This is a genomic window from Bacillota bacterium (assembly GCA_024653485.1).
In the GTDB taxonomy this organism is placed as follows: Bacteria; Bacillota; SHA-98; order UBA4971; family UBA4971; genus UBA6256.
This window is the reverse complement of sequence record JANLFY010000005.1, coordinates 14,100-39,105: the sequence shown is the minus strand read 5'-3', so window position 1 is coordinate 39,105 and position 25,006 is coordinate 14,100. Positions and strand designations below refer to the sequence as shown.

At 62.2% G+C, this 25,006-nt stretch carries 21 protein-coding genes; 11 read left to right on the top strand and 10 right to left on the bottom strand.

Annotated features, from left to right (window positions below; genetic code table 11):
* Positions 1-10: 10 nt before the first annotated feature.
* The 8 genes from NUW12_05085 to NUW12_05050 all read left to right on the top strand — a co-directional run bounded on the left by NUW12_05085 (position 11) and on the right by NUW12_05050 (position 11,466).
* Entirely contained in the window at positions 11-2,341 is a 2,331-nt protein-coding gene (locus NUW12_05085; GenBank protein ID MCR4402146.1) for a DNA translocase FtsK, read from the top strand.
* A gap of 63 nt (positions 2,342-2,404) precedes the next feature.
* Complete coding sequence (locus NUW12_05080) at positions 2,405-3,319, top strand: helix-turn-helix domain-containing protein (GenBank protein ID MCR4402145.1); 915 nt, start codon at positions 2,405-2,407, stop codon at positions 3,317-3,319.
* 151 nt (positions 3,320-3,470) lie between these two features.
* Positions 3,471-3,749, top strand: a complete 279-nt coding sequence (locus tag NUW12_05075) for an HU family DNA-binding protein (protein MCR4402144.1) — start codon at positions 3,471-3,473, stop codon at positions 3,747-3,749.
* A gap of 651 nt (positions 3,750-4,400) precedes the next feature.
* Positions 4,401-5,285 carry a PHP domain-containing protein gene (locus tag NUW12_05070; GenBank protein MCR4402143.1) on the top strand — a complete coding sequence of 295 codons (885 nt, stop codon included), beginning with the start codon at positions 4,401-4,403 and terminating at the stop codon, positions 5,283-5,285.
* A 42-nt stretch (positions 5,286-5,327) separates the two neighbouring features.
* Positions 5,328-7,181, top strand: a complete 1,854-nt coding sequence (locus NUW12_05065; GenBank protein ID MCR4402142.1) for an alkaline phosphatase family protein — start codon at positions 5,328-5,330, stop codon at positions 7,179-7,181.
* A complete protein-coding gene (locus NUW12_05060; GenBank protein ID MCR4402141.1) occupies positions 7,178-8,524 on the top strand; it encodes a M20/M25/M40 family metallo-hydrolase in 1,347 nt (448 codons plus the stop codon). The genes NUW12_05065 and NUW12_05060 overlap by 4 nt, the downstream gene beginning before the upstream one ends.
* Positions 8,525-8,595: 71 nt before the next feature.
* Positions 8,596-9,645 carry an AAA family ATPase gene (locus tag NUW12_05055; protein ID MCR4402140.1) on the top strand — a complete coding sequence of 350 codons (1,050 nt, stop codon included), beginning with the start codon at positions 8,596-8,598 and terminating at the stop codon, positions 9,643-9,645.
* Between the two features lie 57 nt (positions 9,646-9,702).
* Positions 9,703-11,466: a diguanylate cyclase gene (locus tag NUW12_05050; protein MCR4402139.1), complete on the top strand. Its 1,764-nt coding sequence runs from the start codon at positions 9,703-9,705 to the stop codon at positions 11,464-11,466.
* Here the strand turns inward: NUW12_05050 and NUW12_05045 are convergent.
* The 10 genes from NUW12_05045 to NUW12_05000 all read right to left on the bottom strand — a co-directional run bounded on the left by NUW12_05045 (position 11,453) and on the right by NUW12_05000 (position 19,888).
* Complete coding sequence (locus NUW12_05045) at positions 11,453-11,716, bottom strand: F0F1 ATP synthase subunit epsilon (protein MCR4402138.1); 264 nt, start codon at positions 11,714-11,716, stop codon at positions 11,453-11,455. The genes NUW12_05050 and NUW12_05045 overlap by 14 nt on opposite strands.
* 39 nt (positions 11,717-11,755) lie before the next feature.
* Entirely contained in the window at positions 11,756-13,231 is a 1,476-nt protein-coding gene (gene atpD / locus NUW12_05040) for a F0F1 ATP synthase subunit beta (GenBank protein MCR4402137.1), read from the bottom strand.
* 56 nt (positions 13,232-13,287) lie between these two features.
* Positions 13,288-14,253, bottom strand: coding sequence for an ATP synthase F1 subunit gamma (gene atpG / locus NUW12_05035; GenBank protein ID MCR4402136.1), 966 nt, complete (start codon positions 14,251-14,253; stop codon positions 13,288-13,290).
* Between the two features lie 9 nt (positions 14,254-14,262).
* On the bottom strand, positions 14,263-15,849 hold the full coding sequence (atpA, locus tag NUW12_05030; GenBank protein ID MCR4402135.1) for a F0F1 ATP synthase subunit alpha: 1,587 nt from the start codon (positions 15,847-15,849) through the stop codon (positions 14,263-14,265).
* Positions 15,850-15,854: 5 nt separating this feature from the next.
* Complete coding sequence (gene atpH, locus NUW12_05025) at positions 15,855-16,541, bottom strand: ATP synthase F1 subunit delta (GenBank protein MCR4402134.1); 687 nt, start codon at positions 16,539-16,541, stop codon at positions 15,855-15,857.
* Positions 16,538-17,053: a F0F1 ATP synthase subunit B gene (gene atpF / locus NUW12_05020; GenBank protein ID MCR4402133.1), complete on the bottom strand. Its 516-nt coding sequence runs from the start codon at positions 17,051-17,053 to the stop codon at positions 16,538-16,540. Before atpF ends, atpH begins: the two co-directional genes overlap by 4 nt.
* 29 nt (positions 17,054-17,082) lie before the next feature.
* Complete coding sequence (gene atpE / locus NUW12_05015) at positions 17,083-17,355, bottom strand: ATP synthase F0 subunit C (GenBank protein ID MCR4402132.1); 273 nt, start codon at positions 17,353-17,355, stop codon at positions 17,083-17,085.
* A gap of 281 nt (positions 17,356-17,636) precedes the next feature.
* Positions 17,637-17,984: a zinc ribbon domain-containing protein gene (locus tag NUW12_05010; GenBank protein MCR4402131.1), complete on the bottom strand. Its 348-nt coding sequence runs from the start codon at positions 17,982-17,984 to the stop codon at positions 17,637-17,639.
* Between the two features lie 7 nt (positions 17,985-17,991).
* On the bottom strand, positions 17,992-19,182 hold the full coding sequence (locus NUW12_05005) for an acetyl-CoA acetyltransferase (GenBank protein ID MCR4402130.1): 1,191 nt from the start codon (positions 19,180-19,182) through the stop codon (positions 17,992-17,994).
* A 31-nt stretch (positions 19,183-19,213) separates the two neighbouring features.
* Complete coding sequence (locus tag NUW12_05000) at positions 19,214-19,888, bottom strand: hypothetical protein (GenBank protein MCR4402129.1); 675 nt, start codon at positions 19,886-19,888, stop codon at positions 19,214-19,216.
* A gap of 500 nt (positions 19,889-20,388) precedes the next feature.
* On the opposite strand from NUW12_05000, the gene NUW12_04995 reads away from it, so the two are divergent.
* The 3 genes from NUW12_04995 (at position 20,389) to fdrA (ending at position 24,948) form a co-directional block, all read left to right on the top strand.
* Positions 20,389-22,089 carry a PucR family transcriptional regulator ligand-binding domain-containing protein gene (locus tag NUW12_04995; GenBank protein MCR4402128.1) on the top strand — a complete coding sequence of 567 codons (1,701 nt, stop codon included), beginning with the start codon at positions 20,389-20,391 and terminating at the stop codon, positions 22,087-22,089.
* A gap of 298 nt (positions 22,090-22,387) precedes the next feature.
* On the top strand, positions 22,388-23,314 hold the full coding sequence (locus NUW12_04990) for a DUF2877 domain-containing protein (protein ID MCR4402127.1): 927 nt from the start codon (positions 22,388-22,390) through the stop codon (positions 23,312-23,314).
* Positions 23,293-24,948 carry an acyl-CoA synthetase FdrA gene (fdrA, locus tag NUW12_04985; GenBank protein ID MCR4402126.1) on the top strand — a complete coding sequence of 552 codons (1,656 nt, stop codon included), beginning with the start codon at positions 23,293-23,295 and terminating at the stop codon, positions 24,946-24,948. Before NUW12_04990 ends, fdrA begins: the two co-directional genes overlap by 22 nt.
* Positions 24,949-25,006: the final 58 nt, after the last annotated feature.

Below are 25,006 nucleotides of genomic sequence, written 5' to 3'. Positions count from 1 at the left end.
AGGTCCTGCTATGCCTGAAGTGTCGAGACGTCTGCGAAAGAGAGGCTCTAGAGAAGCTGGTGCCAGAAAGGGGCTCTCCACCCTGCACCATGCGGGGCGGTACCGTGCCCATTTCTTGGCTGTAATGGGCACGGCGTGTACCGGCATGGGCGTGTTCTGCATCGCTTGCCTTTTCCTCGATGAGCTCGGTCTGAGGTACGCCGCGGGCGCTATTGGCGAAGAGCTGGCCGCTGCGCTGCGCGCGGTCGCGGGCGACTGGGCGGTGCTGATACCGCTCGCGTTGGCGGTGTTGGGCGTCGCCATTGCGGTGGACCGCGACGCCTGGACGATCGCAGCGCGGGCGAGCGGGCTATTGTGTGTCGTCGGCGCGCTCCTTGGCCTCGCCGGAGAAGGGATGGCAGGCTCCCTTGTCTCGAGATGGCTTTCGGCCGCAGTCGGGAAAGTCGGCGCCGCGGTGGCGTGTGTTGTCGTGCTCCTTGGTGGCGTGAGCCTGGCAGCTGACACTCCCGTTCCGCGGCTGGTCATCGCTCTTGCAAGAGCCACCGCAACAGGAGCGAGGATCGGCGCCAGAGTCCTCGCGGTCCTTGTGAGTGCTACGGTGCGTGCCATGTCCCTCTTCGCGAGACGGATCCTCCTGCCTCTTTTCGAGGAGGCGGAGTCGCCCGACATGGAGCCTCACCTTGAGACGGATGGGCGCCAGCTGGCGTCGCCGCCTCAAGGGGTCGCGGCAGAGGTTGCGGGGGCACGCACACCGCGCGATGCGAGGGGGCGTGGCACCAAGAAGGCCGCGACCGCTGCCGAGAAGAAGGGGACTGACCGAGGTGTCTGCTCCATACCCACGGGAGGCAATGTCGTTCCCGGAAGAAGGGAGGATCCTCCCCGCGATGGTGGATACGTGTTGCCTCCGATCACACTCCTCGGGTACCCAGCGAAGCCCTCGAGATGGAAACAAGGCGAGGCTCCGGATCACTCGAGACTGCTAGAGGACACGCTAGCCAGCTTCGGCGTGAAAGGCAGGGTCAGCCAAGTCGACCGGGGCCCCGTTGTGACCAGGTATGAGCTGACTCCCGCTCCCGGAGTCAAAGTGAGCAAGATCATGAGTCTTTCCGACGACATCGCGCTTGCACTGGCCTCGTCCGGCGTCCGGCTCGAAGCACCGATACCGGGCAAGTCAGCGATCGGGATCGAGGTCCCAAACCCGGAGATCTCCTTTGTCTACCTAAGAGAGGTGCTGCAATCCAGCGAATTCCAGAGGCACAAGAGCAAGCTCGCGATAGCGCTGGGAAAGGACATCGCAGGCAAGCCCGTTGTCGGCGACCTCGAGAACATGCTCCACCTGCTGGTTGCTGGAGCTACAGGGTCAGGCAAGAGCGTGTGTCTCAACGCCCTCATTGCGAGCATCCTTTTCAAGGCCACGCCTGACGAGGTCAAGCTCCTCATGATAGACCCGAAGCGCGTGGAGCTCACGACCTACGATGGAGTACCACATCTGCTCGCGCCCGTTGTCACCGACACGAGAGAGGCCGGAGGATACCTGAGGTGGGTCGCCCAGGAGATGGACAACAGGTATCGCCTATTGGGCGCGAACGGCGTGAGGAACATAGAGAGGTTCAACGCCCTGTCCAAGGCGGGCAAGCTGCAGGATTCGGAGGCGGGACCTCTTCCATACATAGTCGTGATCATAGACGAGCTGGGGGATCTCATGATGGTTGCCCAGAAAGACGTGGAGGACGTCGTCTCGCAGCTCGCGTTCATGGCGCGTGCAGCGGGGATTCACCTCGTTCTCGCCACTCAGAGACCCTCTGCGGATGTAGTCACGGGGATCATAAAGATGAACATACCGTCGCGGATCGCTTTCGCCGTGCCTTCCCAGGTGGATTCCAGGGTCATCCTGGACACGGGCGGCGCTGAGAGGCTTCTCGGGAAAGGAGACATGCTGTTCTTCCCTGTTGGAGCGCCGAAGCCAATTCGGGTTCAGGGGGCGTACGTCTCCGACTCTGAGATCGAGGCGATCGTGGATTTCGTGAAGGCGCAGGCCGAGCCGACATACGTCGCGCAAAGCGTTACGAGGGAAACGGCCGACGGTGAAAGCCTTGGAGAGGAGGATCCGCTCTTCGAGGACGCGGTCAGGCTCATATTGGAGACGGAGGAGGCATCCATCTCAAAGCTCCAGCGGAGGTTCAGGATCGGGTACACGCGGGCGGCAAGGCTCATCGACGCCATGGAGTCGCGCGGGCTCGTCGGCCCGTATGAGGGAAGCAAGCCTCGAAAAGTGCTCATGACCCTTGAACGATGGGACGCCACCCGGGCGAAAGCCCGCGACTTGGGCCGGGACTCGTGAAGCGTGAAGAGGGTACCGTGCGAATCACAGAGTTCGAGAGCGCACCGGGAGGGGGGAAGTTTAGTGCGAGAGCTCGGCGAACTTCTGAGGAAAGCGCGGGAAGCCAAGGGTCTCACGATTTCAGACGTGCAGGAGGCCACGAAGATACGTGGCCGCTATCTGGAGGCGATTGAGCAAGGCGAGCTCGAGGTCCTCCCAGGGGAGGTCTATGTGAGAGGATTCCTGCGCAACTACGCTGAGGCCGTGGGCCTGCGCGGGGACGAGATAGTGGAGCGGTACAAGGCTGCACGCTCCCAAGTCGCAGAGGGAAAGGCCCCGGAGACGTCATTCGAGAAGGGGCAGGATGTATCAGCAAAACTCAGAATGTCGCGACATTGGATGGTTGCTGGCGGGATCATGGCCGCGGTAGTCATACTCGCGGGCGCCGTCGTGTTGCGTTACGTGCGCCCGCCGGCCGACTTGGCCGGCAGGCCTGGTGCGTCTCGGTCTTCGCACCTCCAACTCAATGGACTCAATGGGGATGTCGCGGCAAGCGGTGCCCTGGCTTCATCGGAAGGCCAGATCTCCGCGGAGACGCGCCCGGACGGAATGCCCGCGGAGGCGGGGCAGGATAGCACAGGGCAGATTGCCGGGCAGCCGGCGCAGGTGACGCCGTTCCCTCAAGGTTCAGACTCGCAGTCCGGGGGGGTGGAGGCGCGGTCCGCTCTGCGTGAGCCTCAGGAAGCCTCCCGGACAACAGCCGGCCACGAGCTTTCGGTGCACGTAACGGAGAGGTGTTGGGTGAGGGTGGTGGCGGACGGGAAAGTGGTCTTCGAGCGTTCCATGCTCGCGGGAGAACGCGCCACCTGGCAAGCGGCGGAGTCCCTCCGCATAAAGGTCGGGAACGCGAGTGGAATCGACGTGACTTATAACGGGGTACATATAGGTGCCCTGGGCAGATCGGGACAGGTCGTGGAGAGGACATTTCCCGAAGACTGAAGGCACGGCTTGCCATCGTCCAACATGGCGTCATGTCAACATTTTTCGCCCCCATGTGCAGGAGAATGCCGAACAGAATCGAATAGCAAATCCCAGGGGTCAGGCAAGACCGTGCAACCGTGGTATTTAGAGGGCGTAAGGAGGGACTGAGTTGAACAAAGCGGAACTCGTGACGAAAGTTGCCGAACAGACAGGAGCGAAACGAAAGGATGTCGAGAAAGTCATAGGTGCAACACTGGATGCCGTGGAGAGCGCTCTTGCTTCCGGAGACAAGGTGCAGCTCGTCGGCTTCGGCACTTTCGAAGTAAGGAAGCGTGCCGCGCGCACCGGGAGGAATCCGAGGACTGGCGCAACGATCAAGATCGCGGCGTCTAAGGTGCCGGTGTTCAAGGCCGGCAAGGCTCTCAAGGAAAAGGTTGCCGCCCGATAGTCGGTGCCATACAGACCGGCTTGTCAAAGAGCGGTTACGGGTTGCCGGAAGGCAACCCATTTTCCTATCACGGACCGGGATCGCCGCCTTTCGACAGAGCAGGCGGCAGACAAAGGGCAAAGGTCCTCGGGAACCTTCTCGCCGGCTGTGTCCGATCCCTAACGAGGCTACAACGACCTTTCGGCCGAGGCAACCTCTCGCTGCAGTACATTGCAGAACCGGGCGCAACCTTTGACCGACCGACATAGATCCTGGACAGACCACACGCGATCTTTCAACCGCGGACAGACTGTCTTCAGACCCATGTGAGTCTTGGCTCGGCCAGATGCGACTTCTTGCGAACCCGACAAGGCCTTCCGGCCCGGACGGATCCTTGGGAGGCCGCGAGCTGACCTTCGCTCAAGCGGCACAGGCGTTGCAGAAGCAAAGCAAAGCGCCACCATTCGCTCGATCGCCGTGAGGCTTTCCAGGCCTGCAGCGCACAGGAAGAGGCGCACGGCGGTCTTAGCTCGGCCCCGACGAGGACCTTTGCGAGAGTATTATGCCCGCGGCAGCGGGAAATAAACTGACACTTACGGGCAATAATTGCATGTACGGGATACCGAGGAGTGCGACTTCTGTGCTCGTGCGAGGTCACGAGGGGGACTTGAGGTGGCAGTCGACCTTCACGTTCATTCCACGGCGTCAGACGGGCGCTATTCTCCCGAAGCGCTCGTCCGGCTGGCGTCAGAGAGAAACGTAAAGACTATAGCTGTCACGGATCACGACACCGTGGCAGGAGTGAAGGAGGCGTTGTCAGCAGGCGCGGAGCTGGGCATAAGAGTCATACCCGGCGTGGAGTTGTCCAGCGATTCGGAGGAAGCCGAGGTTCATATCCTTGGATACCACATCGACACCTCTTCATCGGCGTTCCTCGAGACCCTGCACATGCTGAGAGAGGGGCGAATGGCCCGGGCCGAGCTGATACTCCGGAAGCTGGGCCGTCTCGGCATACACATTCCCATGAGTCACGTCGTGAACCTTGGGAAGGGCGGCGTAGTCGGGAGGAGCCAGATCTTCCGCGCAATGGTGGACCTGGGATACGCGAGGCCGGAGCGCCGCTATGGCGACTTCGAAAAGTACCTGGGCAAAGAGGGCCTTGCGTACGTGGAACACTACGGGTTGACTCCGACGGAAGCCGTCCGCCTGGTGAGGACGGCGGGCGGTGTTCCCGTGTTGGCACATCCAGGGAGGTGCGCCGGGGAAACGCTCCTTGGTGATCTCGTACGCGCCGGGCTGGAGGGGGTCGAGGCGTACTACCCCACCCATAACCACGAGCTCACGAGGCGATGGCTGGAGATCGCCGAGAGACGAGGGCTTGTCGTCACGGGGGGAAGCGACTTCCACGGTGTCGCGCCCGATGAACCTGCCGTGCTTGGGGGGGTGCGTGCGCCCGATTGGATAGTGGACGCTCTCGAAGAGAGGTGGCGCAAGCTTCGTGCAAGTGCCGTGAGGCCGGACGGAGGGAATGGGCCAGATGTGTCGAAAACGAGTTGACGAGACGGCCGAACTCGGCGGTGGTACGAGGTGATGATTCCCATGGCGGGCGCGGTTGGGCATACTCCAAGACGTATTTGGGGCCTGAGGTTTTCGGGCGCGGGACCCGGACCCGTCACGATCGTGTTTGCCTTTGCCGTGATCATGTGCCTCGGGGTTGTGTCGTGGCGGTTCTCCACTTTGGGGCTCGAGGACGTGGTGGGCTACAAGAGCCCGTACAGTTTCGCGATCGAGCCAGGGGAGCCCACCTCGCGTCTGACGAGAAGGTTGGTCTTCGTGATAGTGGATGGGCTGGGGTTCATCGGCGTCGATGACATGCCTGTCCTCAAGGACATCGGAAGCCGAGGCGCGGCTTTCTCGCTCCTCGTCCATCAACCGTCCTTCTCCTATCCCGGATGGACCACGCTTCTCACCGGAGCGCCACCGGAGATCTCCGGGGTGACGACCAATGCATACGATGGCGCTGTTCCGGTGGATAACCTGTTCAAGGCCGCACAAAGGGCGGGGGTCAGGACCGCGCTGGTCGCGAGCCAGGATTGGAAGGGTCTCCTTGGCGCGGCGATCGCGGATGCGACGTACGTCACAACCCCCGCGGCGCACGACGCCTCCGGGAACGCGAAGGCCGACGACGACATCCTGCGCGCGGCACTGGCGGAGATCGAGAGGGATGACGCAGGCTTCCTCGTCGTGCACTTTTCGTCGGTGGACGCCGCCGGGCACGCCGCCGGCGCTGCAAGCTCGGCTTATGCCGCGGCGTCTGCCGCGGTGGACGCGAGGATAGGGAAGATCGTAGCGAACCTCGACTTCACAAACGATACGATGATCGTGACGTCTGACCACGGTCACACGCCGAGAGGCGGACATGGGGGATGGGAGGAAGACGTCATCCGGGTTCCGTTCGTCGCGGCCGGGGCAGGAATCGTGACGCCCGAAGAGCCAGGGGCGGAGCTCTCGTGGATGCCTGCGCGACATGAGGACGTGGCTGCGACGTGCGCCGCACTACTTGGTGTTCCTGTTCCCGTCCACTCTCAGGGAAGAGTCCTCTTCGAAGCTTTGGACGCGCCCTCGCACGTGGTCGCCGAGAGGTCCATAAGGCAGGCTGAGGCGAGAAGCGCTTTCGCTAAGGAATACGTGCGCGAGCTCGGGATGCGTCCGCAGGCGCTCGAGCCGATCTCCAACGCGGTCCTCCTTCACAACGACGGCAAATACGAAGAGGCGACAGAGCTTGCCTCAGAGATAGACAGCCAGGCATTGAGGGCGATCTCCGGCGCGCGTCGGCGTCTTCTTGGAGCAAAGCGGCTTGTGAGTGTGCCGGCGCTTCTCACCCTGGTAGGCGGGCTCGTGTGGGGACTTGCGCTCATAGTGGGCGGACGCGTAGCAAATCTCAAGGTCCCCGTGATTGGGTCGGCTTTGTACTTCGCCGCGTACTACGGTCTAGTGCTCGCGAAGGGTGTAGCGTTCTCTATGAGCGTCTTCCACGCCGAAAGCGAGGTCACACCGTTCTTCATGTGGAGGATGGTCGACTCGATCGTGTGCGGAACTCTGGCGGCGGCGGTCTCGGGGTGGTGGCTTGCGCGCGAGGAGCGAGCGCGGCCTCTTGACGCTTTCCTTGCTGGCTTGGCTTGCGTCTATTCGATTGTGCTCGCTCTTGTCCTCCAAGTAGCGTGTTTCGTGGGAGTTGAAGGCGTGAGGTTCACTCACCACCTGCCAGATCTTCACAGAGCGTTCAAGTATTGCGTTGACTTGCTCCAAACGACGGCGGTAGGCGTATCGTCACCGGCTCTTGCGGCGGTTTCGGCGGGCGTTTACTGGCTTCGCCGTCGCGGCGGCGTCCTTTCCGCCGGAATCAGCGGCCGCTCGGGTCACTCAGCATCGGGGAGGGCAAGGCTCGGATGAAAGACGTCTTCGATTACGTGGATAAGCACGCGCCCGAGTTCGTGAGGGACCTCCAAACCCTCTTGCGACAGCCCAGCATATCCGCGCAGAACAAAGGCGTTGAGGACACGGCGAGGATGGTCGAGCGAATGTTCTCGTCCGTGGGCGCAAGGGTCCAGGTGCTCCGTATAGGGGGGGCAGCACCGCTTGTCACGGCGGAGATACCGGGGGCTCAGGAAAGAACGCTTCTCTTCTATAACCATTATGACGTCCAGCCGCCGGAGCCGCTGGACGCGTGGCGACATGACCCGTTTGGCGCCGAGATCGACGGTGGGAGGATATACGCGCGTGGTGCCGCTGACAACAAAGGAGACCTTGCTGCGCGTGTGAGGGCGGCTGAGGCCTTCATCAAGGTCAGGGGGGAACTCCCCGTGACCTTGAAGTTTGTCGTCGAGGGTGAAGAGGAGATAGGCAGTCCCACCCTCGACCGTTACGCGAAGGAGCATCCGGAGGCGTTCCGTGCTGACGCGTGCGTCTGGGAGACAGGCAGCCGCGACGAGGAGGGAAGGCTGGAGGTCACTCTGGGCTGCAAAGGCCTCTGCTACGCTCACATAGAAGTAGAGGGTGGCAGCCATGACCTGCATTCCTCGCTTGCGGCCGTTGCTCCGAACCCAGCGTGGAGGCTTGTGTGGGCGTTGAGTTCCCTCAAGAACGAAAGGGAGGAGATACTCATCCCCGGATTCTACGAAGATGTCCAGCAGCCCAACCAGGCGGAGATCGAGCTTGTCGAGAAGCTGACCACGAGCTCCGATCGTCTGGCGAGATCGTTCGGAATCAACGGGTTCGTGCTGGGTCTTGCAGGCAAGGACGTCCTGAGGCGGCTCTACTTCGAACCGACGTGCAACGTTTGCGGTCTTTCGTCAGGCTATGAGGGACCGGGCTCAAAGACCGTTCTCCCCAGCAAGGCAGTGGCCAAGCTGGACATGCGTCTCGTGCCCAATCAGGAGCCTGAGGACATTGCGAGGAAGTTCGAGGCCTATCTGAGTGCAAAGGGCTGCGGAGACTTCCGCGTGACTTGGCTCGGCGCGGAACGCCCTGTGAGAACGGATCCGGAGTCACGCATAGTGAAGGTGATCAAAGAGGCCGGGCTGGAGCTTACCGGGAAGGAACCATCGCTATACCCGACGTCCCCGGGCACCGGTCCGATGTACCAGGTGGCTGCACAGTTCGGCACGCCTGCCGTGGGAGTGGGCGTGGCGAACCCGGAATCTCGCGTGCATGGGCCCGACGAGAACATCAGGGTGTCTGATTTCCTTGAGGGCGTCAAGTTCATCGCACTGGTGTTGGAGCGCTTCGCGGGCTGAGACCGCGATGGTCGACGATGGGAGAGGAGTCCGCCGATTGGCGTCGAACCTCCTCGTCTGGAGGGGTTTGGGTGAAGGCAATCTGCACGGGCACCAGTGGCTCAGGGAAGCTCGAGTACCTAAAGGGGGCCCTTGCCGCGTCTGAGGCGCTTGGCAGGAAGGTCCACCTCTTCAACGTGGGCGATCTGATGTTCAAGAAGGCTGACGAACTGGAGAGTCCTACGAGTCCTGAGAAGATCTTGGATCTCTCTCCGTCCACGCTGAGGTCTCTCCGGGCCGCTGTGTTCGAGGAGATCCTCAAGAAAGCGGAGAAGGTGGAGAACTGCGTGATATCTACCCATGGGTGCTTCCGGTGGAAGAACTACCTCATGCCTGCTTTCGATGTGCACTACCTGAACGAACTGAAACCCGATCTCTACGTGACGGTCATCGATAGCATCCTCAACGTGTCGAAAAGGCTGGATGAGTCGCCCGTGTGGAAGGGGCGGCTCTCGCTGAAAGACATCCTGATCTGGCGCGACGAAGAGATCTTCGTCACGAAGATGATGGCGTCGTACCAGCGAAAACCCCACTACGTCGTGGCGGTGGGCCAGCCTCCGACCACCCTCTACGACCTCATGTTCAAACCGGAGGTGCCCAAGGTATACTTGAGCTTCCCCATCACCCTGATGCACAACGACTCGGTGAAAATGCAGGAAGTGAGGGAGTTCAGGGACAGGCTGCGGGAGCACTTCGAGGTCTTCGACCCGCTTGCAGTCGAGGATACCGAGCTCACGTACGGGACGGGAAAGGGCGAGTCGAGGAGCTACAGTCTTTCCGAGATAGGTCCGGAGTTCGGCATCACGCCGTCAGAGAAGGGCGAGATAGCTGATCAGACGGTCATCCGCGACTACATGCTGATCGACCAGAGCGACATGGTAGTCGTGTACTACCCCACGGACAAGACGTCTCCGGGGGTGCTCTGCGAGATCATCTACGGCTCTACGAACAACAAAGAGGTTTACGCGATTTTCAAGGAACGCGTGAGCCCCTTCTTGAAATTCCACTGCACAAAGGTGTTCGCTGACCAGGAGTCCTTCTTCGACTACCTGAGGCAGACCGGCAGGATGCCCGCGAAGTAGGGCGGAAGTGCAGCTTCGACTGTGTCTCGGGATATCGGGGCCACGGGGGTGGCGGTGATGCCCGGATCAGCCGTGGTATTGACGTTCTCGTTCCTTTGTCCGGGGATGGTGGCGGGTTGCCCCGCTTCCACGTTCGGTCTCACCCTCGCCATGCCTTTCGAGGGAGGGCTTTCCCCGACGCCCCGGCAGATGTCCATGGCTGTCTTCGTGGCAGCCACCATCTTCGCAGCGCTCGTCTTCGTCATCCTCGGCACGATCGGGGCCAACAGGGCTCTCACCAGGAAGGTGAGGGCTACCATCAGGGATCTCTCCGAGTCGGAAGCCAAGTACAGGCAGCTCATAGAGAACGCTAGCGACGGGATGTTCGTCGCGGACATGGGCGGCGCGATAACGTACGTGAACGAGCCCCTGGCCGCGATGCTCGGATACGCTGCTCACGAGCTCATCGGTCGGAAGATCTTCGAGATCGTGGCGAGAACAAGCCATGATGAAATCGCTGCAGCTCTCTCCCCCGAAGGTGTGTCGGGAGACTGTCAGATGCTCGACGTGGAGCTGGTCGGACGCGAGGGCAAGTCGGTGTTCTGCCAGATCAACACGAGCGGCTTGAAGAGGGAAGGAACCGCTGTGGCGATCCAGGGAGTCGTTCGCGACGTGACCCAGAGGAAACGGCTCGAAGAGGAGCTGCGCCGTCAGACTGAAGAAGCTCGCCGGTCCGCCGCGGAGATGGTGAGCATACACAAGGTGGCCGTGGCAACCACATCAGTCCTCCACCTCCCTGCGCTCCTCGAAGTGATGTACGAGCAGGTGGCGGCGATAATCGGCAACGAATCGTTCTTCGTTGCCCTTTTTGACGAGCAGGCCTCAGTGATAAGGTTCGAGATGGTCGTGGACCATGGCGTTCGCGTCGCAAGTTTCACACGGCCGTATCCGACGGGCCGGGGCCTCACTGAGTGGGTCATAAGATCAGGCGAGCCTCTCTTCATAAGGGATTCGTCTATGGACATGGAGCGTGCTCCGGCCGAAGCCATCACCTTGGGGGACATGCCGCTCTCCGTGATCGCCGTGCCGTTGTCGGTGCAGAACAGGGTTATCGGCGTGATGTCCGTTCAGAGCTATACCCAGCGCTTCGAGGAGGGCCACTTGAGGATCATGTGCACCATCGGCACGCAGGCGGCCATCGCCATAGAGAACGCGAGGTTGTACCGGGAACTCCAAGCTAAGAACGAGCTGCTCGAGAAGAGCGAGGCGGAGCTCAGACGGGTCAACGCCAAGCTCGACAGGCAGCTTGCCGAGGTGACTAGGCTGCACCAAATAGCCGAAAGGCTGGCTATCACAGACTCGGTCACCGGTCTGTTCAACCACCGGCACTTCCAGGAGAGGCTTGCCGAGGAACTCGCGAGGTGCGAACGGTACGGACGGTACCTTTCCCTGCTCATGGTGGACATCGACGACTTCAAGCAGTACAACGATGTGTTGGGTCATCCTGCGGGCGACGCCGCTCTGAAAGCTGTGGCGAGACTCCTGACGAGATCGGTTCGATCGACAGACATAGTGGCGAGGTACGGCGGGGAGGAGTTCGTGGTCGTGCTCCTCGAGGCTCACAAGACGCAGGCGCTCCGGGTAGCCGAGAAGATAAGGGAGAGGGTCGAGGCGTACCCGTTCCCAGACGAGGATCGTATACCGAGCGGGCGCGTGACAGTCACTGTGGGGGTCGCGACGTACCCCACTGACGCCAAGACTCAGAAGGACCTCATATATCTCGCAGACATGGCTTGCTATCGCGGGAAGCGGGAGGGCCGGAACCGCGTCATCCAGGCTTGAGGTCTTCGAAATCGAGGAGCACGTCAACGCGGTCGGGCCTGACTATGACGAAGCCGCCTGTCACCTCGATGCTTTCCCGCGCGCCGTCAAAGTCCACGACGAGCCTGCCCGGCCTCATGGCAGACACCGTTGGTGCGTGGTTGCGGAGCACCTGGAAGTCTCCCTCGGACCCGGGGACCAGAATAGAGGTAGCTTGGGTTGCCAGAACGGTCCTTCGCCGGGTGAGAACACGCAGTTGAAAGCCGTCCACGTCTCCACGCCCCTCGTGATTGCGCTCGTTCCGCGCGACTCAGGATTTGGACGGTTTGAGAGCTTCGTCGATCGTTCCAATCATGTAGAAGGCTTGTTCGGGCACGTCGTCCAGTTCTCCTCGGATGATGCGCCCAAAGCCTTCCACGGTCTCGCGTATGGGGACGTACCGCCCCGGTTCGCCCGTGAACGCTTCGGCGACGAATAGCGGTTGGGTGAGGAACCTTTGCACCTTCCGCGCCCTGCTCACGATGAGCTTGTCTTCGTCCGAAAGCTCGTCCATCCCCAAGATGGCTATGATGTCCTTGAGCTCCCTGTAGCGCTGCAACACGCTCTGTACACCCCGCGCCACATTGTAATGGTCGTCCCCCACGACCCGCGGGTCCAAAACGCGCGAGGTGGAGTCCAGGGGGTCGACAGCGGGGTACAGCCCTAGCTCTGCGATGCTCCTGGAGAGCACCGTTGTCGCGTCCAAGTGGGCGAAAGCGGTGGCGGGCGCAGGGTCGGTGATGTCGTCCGCGGGCACGAAGACAGCCTGGACCGAGGTGATGGAACCCCGGGCTGTCGATGTGATCCTCTCCTCCAGCATGCCGACTTCCACGGCGAGGGTGGGCTGATACCCGACTGCGGCTGGCATCCTTCCGAGGAGGGCGGAGATCTCCCTGCCCGCTTGGATGTAACGGAATATGTTGTCTATGAACAGAAGCACGTCCTGGCCCTCTACATCGCGAAAGTACTCTGCCATGGTGAGTCCCGCCAGTCCCACCCGGAAGCGGGCTCCGGGGGGTTCGTTCATCTGACCGAAGACTAAGGCAGTTTTCTCCAGGACGCCTGACGCCTTCATCTGCAACCACAGGTCGTTCCCTTCGCGGGTGCGTTCTCCGATTCCCGCGAATACGGAGAACCCCCCATGCTCCACGGCAATGTTGCGGATCAGCTCCATGATCAGCACCGTTTTCCCGACACCGGCTCCGCCGAAAAGACCAACCTTCCCGCCGCGTGGGTACGGCGCGAGGAGATCGATTACCTTGATGCCGGTCTCGAGTATCTCGTTTCCGGTCCACTGCTCGGTTAGCTCCGGCGATGGTCTGTGAATCGGCCAGAGCTCGACGTTCTCCGGCATGGCCAGACCGTCTATCGGCTGGCCGAGCACGTTGAAAGCCCGGCCAAGAGTGCCGCGGCCCACGGGCACTTTCATCGGAGCGCCGGTATTGGTGACCACCATTCCTCGAGTGAGACCCTCGGTGGACGACATCGCGATGGCGCGGACACGCCCTCTTCCTATGTGATGCATGACCTCCAGTGTAACGCGGGTAGGCTCGCCCGGGCTTTCATCGTATGGCCCGCTTTCCGGGGCCCGGCGCGGGGGGCCTTCGATCGTGAGAGCCGTGTATATCTCGGGGATGTCGTGCTCCGGGAACTCGACGTCGACCACCGGACCGATGATCTGCACGACGCGTCCGGTTGCATGCCCGCGCTCGTCCCGGCGTTCGGGCTCACCTGGGCAGCTGGGGATTCCGGCCACTTTGGTCACACCTCCTTAGGGCCTTACGGCCATCGACAGATCTTGGGTCAGCGGAGGCTCTTCGCCCCGGCGGCGATCTCCGAGATCTCCTGGGTTATCTCGGTTTGCCTTGCCCGGTTATAGGCGAGGGTGAGCCCTTCGATGAGTTCCCCAGCGTTGTCGGTGGCCGAGTCCATGGCGACCGTCCTCGCGGCGAACTCGCTCGCCTTGGCCTCAACGAGGGCTGCGTACACCGCGGACGCGAGGTAATGAGGAAAGAGCACGTCGAGCACGGACTCGGGTGAAGGCTCGTATACATACTGCAGATCCGAGCTACCAGGGCCATCTTCATTCATGGCAAGGTCGGTTCTTTCGCCCGGCTCAACCCTGTCGTCTTCATCGTTCTTGTAGTCGATGTCCGAGCCTTGTGCTTCCTCGCTGCGCCGGGCGCGGCTCTCGCTGATGGGTAGAAGTCGCTCGGTGCAGGGGAGGTACGAACCACGGGAAACAAACCTTGCGAACACCATGTGGACGGAGCGTGCTGCGCCCTCGGAATATCGCGTGAGCAGGTCCAGGGCGATGCGACGGGAGAGCGACTCCTCGGGCATCTCTGGCAGGGGGACGTACTCGCTGACAGGGTGAAAGCCCCGCTTGATGAGGAAGTCCCGGCCCTTCCTTCCCGCGACGACCACGACGAGGTCGTGTCGCGCGAGATCCGCTGTTCCGAAAAAGCGCATCGCTTCGCGCAGCACGTCCGCATTGTACGCGCCTGCGAGACCCCGATCGGAAGTGATGACCAAGAGACCTCTGGCCGTGCCCTCTCCGGGCGCTAGGAGAGGGTGGGCCCACTCCGGGGTCCGGGCGGCTATGTCTCGGACGACGCCCTTGAGCATCGCGGCGTATTCGCGAGCGGGTTCCACGAGCCTCTCAACGCGTCGCAACCGAGTGGAGGCCACGAGAGACATCGCTCGGGTGATGTGTTGCGTGCTTCGAACGCTGCGTATTCTGCGGCGAAGGTCGCGGAGCTCCTCCATGATGCATGATCACGCTCCTTCGATTACCTGGCTCTCCAACGCTCCTTGAGCCTTCCTGGGAGAGGTCTCAACCGGTCCCTTCACGCCTTTCGGCACGAAAGTCCGCTTGAACTCCGCTATCGCCGATGCGAGACGCGCCTCGAGGTCGTGGTCAAGGTCCTTTCCCGAGGCGATCGCTTGAGGAATGTCCGGGCGGGTCCTGTGCACGTGCTCGACGAACTCAGTCTTGAAAGCGGCGATGGCCTCGACCGGCACGTCATCGAGATGTCGGCGGACGACGGCGAATATGAGCATGACCTGGTCCTCGACAGGCATCGGCTCGTACTGCGGTTGCTTCAGGATCTCGACGATACGTTTCCCCAGCTCCAGCCTGACTCTGGTCTTGGCGTCAAGCTCCGTGCCGAACTGAGCGAACTCAGCCAGCTCGCGGTACTGCGCGAGATCCAGGCGCAACCTCCCCGCGACTCTCTTCATGGCTGGTATCTGGGCTTCACCGCCGACTCGCGATACGGAGAGACCAACGTTCACCGCTGGCCTCACCCCCGAGAAGAACAGCTCGCTCTCGAGGTATATCTGTCCGTCGGTGATGGATATCACGTTGGTCGGTATGTAGGCCGACACATCGCCGGCCAGCGTCTCGACTATGGGGATTGCGGTCATGGAGCCGCCGCCGAGCTCAGGGGCCAACTTCGCCGACCGCTCGAGGAGTCTCGAGTGGAGGTAGAAGACGTCGCCGGGAAACGCTTCTCTGCCGGGCGGGCGCCTGAGAAGGAGGGACGTTGCCCTGTAAGCGATGGCGTGCTTGGAGAGGTCATCGTATACTATGAGCGCGTGCCGGCCGGAGTACATGAACTCCTCGGCCATGGCGCAGCCCGTGTAGGGAGCTAAGTACTGCAACGGCGCGAGCTCGCTGGCGGAAGCCGCCACGACGGTCGTATAGTCCATGGCGCCCTCTTCCTCGAAGAGCTTTACCAGCTTAGCGATGGTGGACCGTTTCTGGCCGATGGCCACGTAGATGCAGATGACGTCTTTGCCCCGCTGGTTTAGGATGGTATCGATGGCCAGGGCCGTCTTCCCAGTCTGCCTGTCACCTATGATGAGTTCCCTCTGGCCGCGACCGATCGGGATCATTGAGTCCAGGGCGAGAATGCCTGTCTGAAGCGGCTCCGAGACTGGAGATCGCATGGCCATCCCTGGAGCAGGATGCTCCACGGGACGGCGCGCGGGCGCGTCCAACGGGCCTTTCCCGTCGATCGGGACGCCGAGAGCGTTCACGACCCTCCCTATCACGGCCTCTCCAACAGGCACGTCTATGACTCTGCCGGTGCCCCGCGCAGTGTCGCCTTCTTTCACGTCCACGTCGGAACCCAGAAGCGCGACGCCAACCGTGTCTTCTTCGAGATTGAGTATTATCCCCATCGCCCCGCTGGGAAATTCCACGAGCTCTCCGAGCATCGCGGCGCGCAGCCCGGACATGCGCGCGATTCCATCGCCTACCTCGACCACCGTTCCTTGGGTGAACACATCGACTCCGGGACGAACCCCGGCTAGACGATCCCTTATGTAAGCTGCCACAGCCTCCGGCGAAAGCTCCAAACGCATCACTTCCCCGGTTGCGGTGGCGGATCGCACGACTTGTGCGACGACGCAGTCTCTTCAGCCTCTGACCTTGCATTCGCGCTCGTTCCGGCGGAAGTGCCTGTCGCACGCACAGTTGCGGTCCTGGAGGTCTGTCGCAAAGCTCCTGATGCGTGAGGTGCCTCGAGTTCATCGCGAAGTCTGCGGAGCCGACCCAGGACGCTGCCGTCGATCACGGTGTCTCCGACCTGAACTATCAGGCCGCCCAATATCCCTGGGTCTACGTCCTGTTCAAGGAGGATGCGGCCTCCGAACCTCTCGGCAAGGCCCTTCCGGAGCGCTGCCACATCGTCCGGCGTAAGCTCGATGGCGCTCGTCACACGCGCACGAACCACCCCCTTGTCCTCATCGAGCAGCCTTCGGTAGCCCCTCGCCACCGCTCCGAGGGAGTCCACCTGGTTTTCGTCTACGAGCAAGTCGAGAAGGCCGAGCGTCACGGGTGAGAATAGGTCACCGAGGGCGTCCGAGATGATGAGCCGCCTTTCTTCGGAAGGGATGCCGGGGTCGGCGAGAGTTCGTCTGAGAGGCTGCACGGACGCCAGGATTCTTGTTACCTCCGCCAACTCGTCCGCAACGGTTTCGGGTTCGAGGCGCTCTCTAGCTATGGAGAGCAGGGCTCTCGCAAGCATGCCGGGATCTAGCGCCATCATGAGACCTTGCCCCCACGGAGTGCGCTGGCGTGTACCCCGGAGATGACGTCACGAGCGGCTTGGGATGCCACCTGACGCAGCGTCTCGGGGTCGAGGGCGTCCCTGATGGCCCGAGACGCGACGGCGACGGAGAGGTCCAGGACGTGCTCGCGTACCTCCCGGAAGGCCTGCTCCTTCTCGCGAGAGATCTCCTCCCGCGCACGCGCCACGATGCGCGAGGCTTCTTCAGTCGCGATCTTCCGGGCGTGAGCCTGGATCTGCTCGGAGGCGCGTCTCGCCTCCCGCACGATCTCCTGTGCTTCTGTCCGAGCCCTGGAGAGCTCCAGCTGGGATTCTTCCTTCAGCCGTGCGGCACGCGTTCTATCGGCCTCCGCCGCTGAAATGGTATCGTGGACGTACCGCTCTCGTTGCTCCAGGTACGCTTTCACTGGACCAAAGAAATACCGGCGCAGGAGGAGGAACAAGATGACGAAGTTGAGTATCTGGAAGACGTACGTGTAGTTGAGCCGCATGAAGACCCCCCAAGGTCCCACGGAGCAAGTCAACTCAGCAGTCCGAGGAACGGGTTCGCGAACAGCAGGATCAAGGCCACGACGAGCGCGTATATTCCGGTAGTCTCGGCGATGGCCGCGCCCAGCAGCATCGTCCTGATGATCTCGCCTTGAGCTTCGGGCTGGCGGCCGACCGCTTCCGCGCCCTTGCCCGCAGCGAACCCTTGTCCCACACCGGGCCCGATGCCCGCTATCATCGCCAGCCCCGCGCCTATGGCAGACGCGGCAAGCACGAGAGCCCTTGCCGCAAGCGCCGAGTCCATGGAAAGCCCCCCTTTCTCTCTATAATGTGTCCAGGCCAAAGGCTTTGTAACCGCGCGCTCACCCAACATGCTGCGCGCCGTGCTCCTCGCCATGCTCCCATGCCCCTGCCGTGCGCTCTTGGGATCCCCGAACGAAGTGAATCGGGGCCTGGCGCGTGCGCGGACGTTCTATGATTTCGCCAGCGCACGCGCGGCCCCGGTAGGTTCGCCCGCGCGGTGTCTTCGCTACTTGAATGGCAAAGCGCGTGTCTCGTCCTGCCCCCTATAGCGCCGCGCCTTGCTCATGCTTGGGGTGATTTCTCGAAGATGAAGCCGTAGTAGTCTCTGCCCACGCCTTCCTTCACCATGCCCACCGTCGCCCTGACTCTTGTGCCGATGGCAAGGTCCTCCGTGTTCATTTGCCCCGACACGCGCACGCCGTTCGGGAACTCCACTATGCCGAACCCGAGCCACGGCTTCATGTATCCCTCGGGAAGGGCGTACACCCTTGTGAACGTGAGGAGCGTGCCCTCGCCCTCGAGGGGAACCTCATCGAACTCGCGGCCGCCGCACTCGCGGCAGACCGCTCGGGCGGGATGGAAGAGCCTCCCACACGCCCTGCATCTATACGCGTACATTTTGGGCTCCATGGCTTGGTCACTCCTCCCTCGACACGATCGTGGTCACCACGTTGTTTCCGAACCCGCCGAAGTTGACGGCCAAGCCGTGCCTTGCGCCTTCGACCTGCCGGCCGCCGGCTTCTCCGCGAAGCTGCCGCACGAGCTCAACGATCTGCGAGACGCCGGTAGCTCCGAGCGGATGTCCTTTCGCCTTGAGGCCGCCCGAGGTGTTGATGGGAATCCTCCCGCCAACGCGCGTCTCTCCCCGGCGGGCGGCAAGGTGGCCTTCGCCTCTCGGGAAGAGGCCTGCCTCTTCGGAGATGGCTATCTCGAGAATCGTGAACGCGTCATGCAGCTCCGCCACGTCTATGTCTTCGGGTCTCAAGCCGGCCATGGCGAACGCTCGCTGCGCGGCAAGACGCACTGCGAGCAGGTCCGTGGGCACATCGCGTTCCGCCACGACATGGGTGTCCGTGGCTTGGCCGATCCCCGCGATCCGGACCGGTCTCTTCGGGAACCGGTCCGCAAGCTCCATGGCGCAGAGGACCAGCGCGGCGGCGCCGTCCGACACCGGACACACGTCGTACACGCGGAGCGGCTCCGCAACGTACGGGTTGATGACGTGGGCGTCCTCGTCCTCGATTATCGCGTGAAAGCTGGGGACGAGCTGTATATGTGCCACCGGGTTGTGCATCGCGTGCTCGTGGTTCTTGACAGCCACGCGAGCGAGATCCTTCTCGGTCACCCCGTACTTGTCCATGTAGAGCCTCGTGAACATGCCCGCGAACGCCGGAAGAGTCAGGCCGTACGCGTACTCCGCGTCAGGGTGAAGCATTGTGGCCACGAAGTCCGTGGCTTCCCATCCGGTCACCACGCGCATGAGCTCGCCGCCCACCACGAGGACCACGTCGCACATGCCGCTCGCGATGGCCATGTAACCGAGCTTGACCGCGGACGCGCCGGAGGCGGGGCCATTTTCGACGGTCTCGGCCATCGCGGGTTGCAGGTTGAGTGTGTCCACGAGAGCGGACGCAACGCTGCTCTGCCTGTTGAGCAGCCCGGCGCCCATCGACGCCACGAAGACCTGGTCCACACCGTGTCCTTCCGTCGTCTTGATTCCGGCGTCGTCGAGAGCCTCCAGTGCTGCGAGGGCAAGCATGTCGACGAGGGAGACCTCGGCGCGCCCAAACTTCGTGTGGCCAACGCCGGCGATTCCAACCTTCCTCACCACGATCCCACCTTTCTCGACGCCCTTGTCGTCAACGCTTGAAACCTGGGATCTGAGGGTACTCAGACGGCAGAATCAGCTTCTTCGCCGCTTCGAGCATCTCCTCGGGCACGGGGCGGCGGCCGGTGCATTTCATGGGCTTGTGCTTTTCCCACAGGGCCTTGGTGAGGACGTGCGTCGGAACCCCGCCGAGCTCGTGCCAAGTGCTTGGCCGGCTCTCGAGCTCGTACTCTATCATCCACCGTCGGTACCCTATGGGGCTTTCCGCGACGATGAGCACCTCCTGTTGGCCGAGGTAGTCCATGTGGTATTCCATCTTGGCCGCGAAGAGCTGGGCCCCGATCCGGAGGCCACGCTTTATGGCGACGGTGTGATACGACATTCCCACTTTGTCGTCGACCATTCGACCGTTGACGACGCCGACGATGACCCCGTCGATCGTGCCCACCAGGACGTACTCGTCCTTCACTCGATACCTCTGATACCCGAGGAGCTCTGCATAGAACCGCGCGGCCACGATATCGTAGAAGTCCTTCTCAACCGTGATGAGGGGCCTTATGGCCTCGAGAAGACGCGGAACGTCTTCTCGACCGGCCTGGTGGACTACCATCTTCTCACCTGACGCCAGCGTTATGTACTTGGGCGGATACGGAGGCATAGCTGTTTCGGGCGGACGCAGGGATTGTTCAAGCTTGTCTACGATCATCCTCGAAACCCTCCTCTTGGTGTGATCATGGTCCTGAGGCGGCGTGAGCGCTCTACGGACACTCATCCACGGATCCGCCGGATCCGCCGCCGGACTTTGTGCCGAGTGCGACCCGTTCGACACTTCGACGCGTTCACTACACTAATTACTCACGTTGCAGGAGTGTCCTTTGGATATGGTTCATAAACTTTCGGTGCCTGCTTTATGGCAACTTGCGACTGGTTTCCCAAGTCACGGCTCGTCATTCCTCGCGGGTAGGGCCGAGAGGGCAAGGCTACGAGCTCGCCTTTCCTTCTCATCTCGTTTCGGCGGGCGGAGGCGCCGGAGGCCGTCCTGTCGGAAAGAGCGGGAGGGTCCTGGAGCAATGATGGAGGAAGAAAGGAAAGATGAGAGGCCGTGTCGAAGTCCCTCAAACAGCTGGACCGGGGAGGATGGAGCGGAGGCGAGACGCAGGGTCGCGTGTATGTTGACGCAGCCGCACAGTGCGAGGTGTGTAGGCCGTGTTGCACGAGGTCGGCATAACGGTCGAGGAGGTGCTTACGCTCCCGGCATTCGCCGGAGCGAGGGTGATAGGTGGGCGCGAGGGGCTCGGCCGCGTCGTGACCAACGTCAACGTCATGGAAGTGCCGGACATCCTGGAGTGGATAAGGGAAGGAGACCTCCTCCTCACGACCGGCTACCCCATCAAGGACGACGTGGAGGCTCAAAGGACGCTCCTACCCAGGCTCGCCGCCAAGAACGTGGCGGCTGTGGCGTTCAAACCCAAGCGTTACATAGACACAGTCCCCGTTTACATGGTGGACGCTGCGGACGAGCACGGCTTGCCGCTCCTCGAGCTGCCGCTCGAAGTGAGCTTCTCTGAGCTCATTTCCGCGGTGCTCGCGCAGATCGTGAACAGACAAGCCAGGTTCGTGCAGATGGGCATGGCCGTGCACCGCAAGTTCATGGACCTCATCCTTGAAGGCGGCGGCCTCGACGAGATCACGAGGGCTTTGGCGGACTTGCTTAAGGCGGTGGTGCTGGTCGAGGATTCGCTCAACCTCCGGAAGGCGCTCTCCGGTAGCTGCTGGGGCAAGGGGACCGAGGAGCTGACGCGAGCACTGCTGGATCGACCGAGCGAGCTCCTGGCGACGGAGACGCTCACCGATACGATTGAGGGCACCGTTCTGTCTTTCCAGAGAGAGCAAGTGGAGGTGGACGGCTATAGGGCCGAGGTCATTCGAGTGCCCGTGACCAGCGCCGCAGAGCAGCTCGGGTCGGTTAAGGCCGTGAAATTCGACGCCAGCTTCACTGTGCTCGACCTGCTGAACCTTGAGCGACTCTGTCCGCTCATCTCTTTCGACATCTTCCGGCACCACGGTCTAGTCCAGGTGGAGCAGAAGTACCGTACCGAGTTTCTGGATCAGCTGTTCTCAACGGACCGGCCGGACGAAGAGAAGTTCGTTGCGAGGGGAAGGACCTTCGGTTGGGACCTCAGCCTCGAGTACGTCGCGGCGCTCTTCGACGCGAGGCCGTCCGCCAGGTTCGAGAACATCGCCGAGAACGAACGAGCTTGCCAGTTAGCCAAGGCCCAGGCCACCACGATTCTGGCGGACTACTGTCGGAGAAACAGGTTGAGGCACATACTCACGAGCCACGCGAGCGGGATACTCCTCTTCCTGCATCCCGAGGCGGCGGACGGCCAGGACGTGGCGGCTTGGATCGATGGGATCATAAGGAGAGCCCGCAAGAACCTCCAGCGGTGGACGGTCACGTGCGGTATCGGCCGCCTTGGGAAGGGTGTGGAGGGGATCTGGAGGACGTACCGCGAGGCAAGGGCCGCGCTTGAGCTTGGCCGGGCCATATTCGGGGAAGGGCGCGATATCCACTATGAGGCCTTGGGCGTGTACCGGCTGCTCCTTGCTCAGTCAGATACAGACGAACAAAGGAAGTTCGCCGAGGAGGTGGTGGACCCTCTCAGAGCGTACGACACGTCGCGAGGTGGGCAGCTCCTGAAGACCCTCGAGACTTACCTCCAGACCAACGGAAACGCCAAGAAGACCGCGTCTCTCCTTTTCACCCACTACAACACAGTGCTCTACCGGCTTAACAAGGTCAGACAGCTCACAGGCCTGGACCCATGCCATCCTGATCAGCGCTTGACGCTGCAGACGGCCCTGCGGCTGTTCAGAATATACTGCTCCGGAGAACTGGGTGCATGAGACACCCAAGAGATGAACGTGGCGGGTCAGCGGTGTTGCGCGCCTCGCCGGCAGGCCATTTCCCAGTGCGACCCCAGGAACCTTCCCGCGTGGGTCGCAAGCATCCTGCACTCTCGAGACCGCTGCACTTGTAGGTTTGCGCGCGCCGAGCGTGCCCGAGCACGCGGCGAGACCGGCAAACCGAGCGAGACGTGAGATGTCATAGAGCCCTGACCACAAGTTTATGACTATTCCACAAAGGTAAGTGTTGCGGGCACACGGAATATCGGAAACGAGGAAACCCGAGGGGAATCAGTGAGTGAGCGGGTCAGGGGAACAGTGGTCATTCGAAGGAGAGCCGAGATGCCTCGGTGCGGTCTCGAGGGGAAGGAGGTTCCAAGACCTTCTTTCCCGCAGGCGGCGATACCGGGTTCACAGCGTCTTCGCGAGAGCTCTGAACCTTTGGGACGGGGGTGAGTTTCTGACCTTTCTGCCCCTTTCCAGGGGTATGAGCGAGACTTGTGCGACGTTGGCCCTCGCCCGCGGCGAGTCGCTCTTGGATTTCGAAGTGAAGACCGGGTTCGAAACCCGGGTCTATGAAGGAATGCGCGTGCAGGTCGGTGCCGGGCTGGTGGTCGACTTCAGCTCGTCCGAAGAGTGGGAAAGCAGACTATGCCACTTGCGCCCGCGGCTGCCGGACGGCACGAGTCTGACGGCACTGTACCGGGTATTGCTGGACTCGAGGAAGGAGTCGCCGTTTCGCGGGGTCATCGAAGGAACCGACCCAAGGCTGGCGGGGTTGCTGGAGAGTTTGAGGAGGGCTGTCCTCGAGAAGGACGAGGCCGGACTCGGCGCCGCTCTCGAACACGTGGTGGGCCTCGGGCCAGGGCTCACGCCGAGTGGCGACGACTTGATAACGGGCTTGAGCCTCACGAGGTCGGTTTTCAGGGAGGTTCGCCTGAGGCAGGGAAAAGGGGACGCGCTCTGGGGGGTCGTGGTAAGGCGAGCGCTCACACGTACCCATGAGCTCAGCGCGTTCTTCGTGGAGGAGGCCCTCTCAGGGAGGGGCCACGAGTTCGCGGAAGACACGCTGGCGTTCCTCCTCGAGGGCAGGCCACGCGAGACTGCTCTTGCTGCATCGAGGCTCATCGGGCTCGGCGCGACCTCGGGGTTCGATATTGGTGTGGGCCTCTACCTCGCGGCGGAATGGGAGAGGAGGTACGCATGGTGCTCAGGCGGCTGGTAATTGAGAAGAACGCTTACCACGACTCGGTCGTGCTCATGAGCCTAACCCAGGAGATCCAAAGGCTTCACGGGATCGAGGGAGCTCTCGTGGGCATGGCGACCGACTTGAATAAGGACAGCGCGCGGGCGCTGGGATTCGGCGACGCCGAGATGGAGCGAGCCGGCCCAGGTGATCTCATCATCGCGCTCACGGGAGACGACGCGGGTGCGCTGGACGAGGCGGAGAAGAGGATCGCTTCCAGACTCGAGAGGAAGGCCCGGGCGCGGGAGCGGGCGAGCGGCGAGGAGGCTCTCTACCCATCTCTCGCGGAGGTGCCCATCAGGGCCGGCGGGATCGCTGCAATCTCAGTGCCAGGAGCCTACGCTGCACGAGAAGCGCGAGAGGCTCTCCGACGGGGACTGCATGTCTTCTTGTTCAGCGACAACGTGTCCCTCGAGGATGAGCTCGCCCTGAAACAGATGGGGCTAAGAGAGGGGCTGCTCGTCATGGGCCCGGACTGCGGCACGGCTGTCATCGGAGGGGTCGGCCTGGGTTTTGCGAACAAGGTCCGACCCGGGCGGATCGGGATAGTGGCAGCCTCCGGGACAGGGCTACAGCAGGTGCTTGCCGTCATAGACGAGCTGGGTGAGGGGATAACGAACGCCATCGGCACGGGCGGCCGCGACTTGAGAAATGAGATCGGCGGGATAACCACGCTCATGGGGCTGGACATCCTGGAGAAGGACGACAGCACGAAGGTCAAGGTGTTGATCTCAAAGCCTCCTCACGACGACGTCCGCCTGAAGGTGATAGACTTCCTCGAGAAAGGCAGCAAGCCCGCTGTGGTGTGTTTCATGGGTGACGAGGGGCATGCACCTGGCGGGGCTGCCACCTGCAGCGACCGAGCCACGGTTGCGTTTGCGGGTAGCCTCGAAGAGGCTGCCGCAATGGCATGCTCTCTGGCGAGTGAAGGGGTCAGCCGAGAGATCTACCCTCAGGAAAGGATAGAGGCCTTGGCTCGAGACCTTGCTGCACTGCAGGAGCCACAGGTTAGCGATGTCCGCATGAGCGCCGCGCATGGGGCAAGTCCCCGATATCTGAGGGGTCTCTACGGAGGGGGCACGCTGTGCGAGGAGACTCTGGCGATCTTGGCGAGGGCAGGGGTAGGCGTTTACTCAAACGCAACGTGGCTACCCGAGTTCATGCTGGAGGACCCGGAGACGAGCCGCGCTCACACTTGCATCGACATGGGGGATGACTACTTCACCCGAGGACGACCCCATCCCATGCTCGAGCCGGGGCTTCGTGTTCCGAGGTATCTCCGAGAGGCACGCGATCCGGAAGTGGGGATCCTGCTCTTCGACGTGGTTCTGGGATACGGGTGCCACCCCGACCCCGCCGGGGTGATGGCGGAGGCGGTCCGCGAAGCGGCGGAGCTAGCGGCGCGCGAGAAGAGGCCCTTGATACAGATCGCCGTGCTGGTTGGCACGTCTGGCGACCCTCAGGGGCTTTCTCGGCAAGAGAAGGTGCTTCGGGACGCCGGAGCCACGGTTCTCTCGTCCAATAGGGCAGCGGCCAGGCTGGTGGCGCTCATGCTCGAGCGGGCACGCGACAGGGCAGGTGAAGCGCCAGGGGGTGTATTGGACGTCCGATGAAATCCTGAGAAACCCTGGCAACTTGCCTGCAGCTCACGGCAAGGGTGGCGGGGTGCGA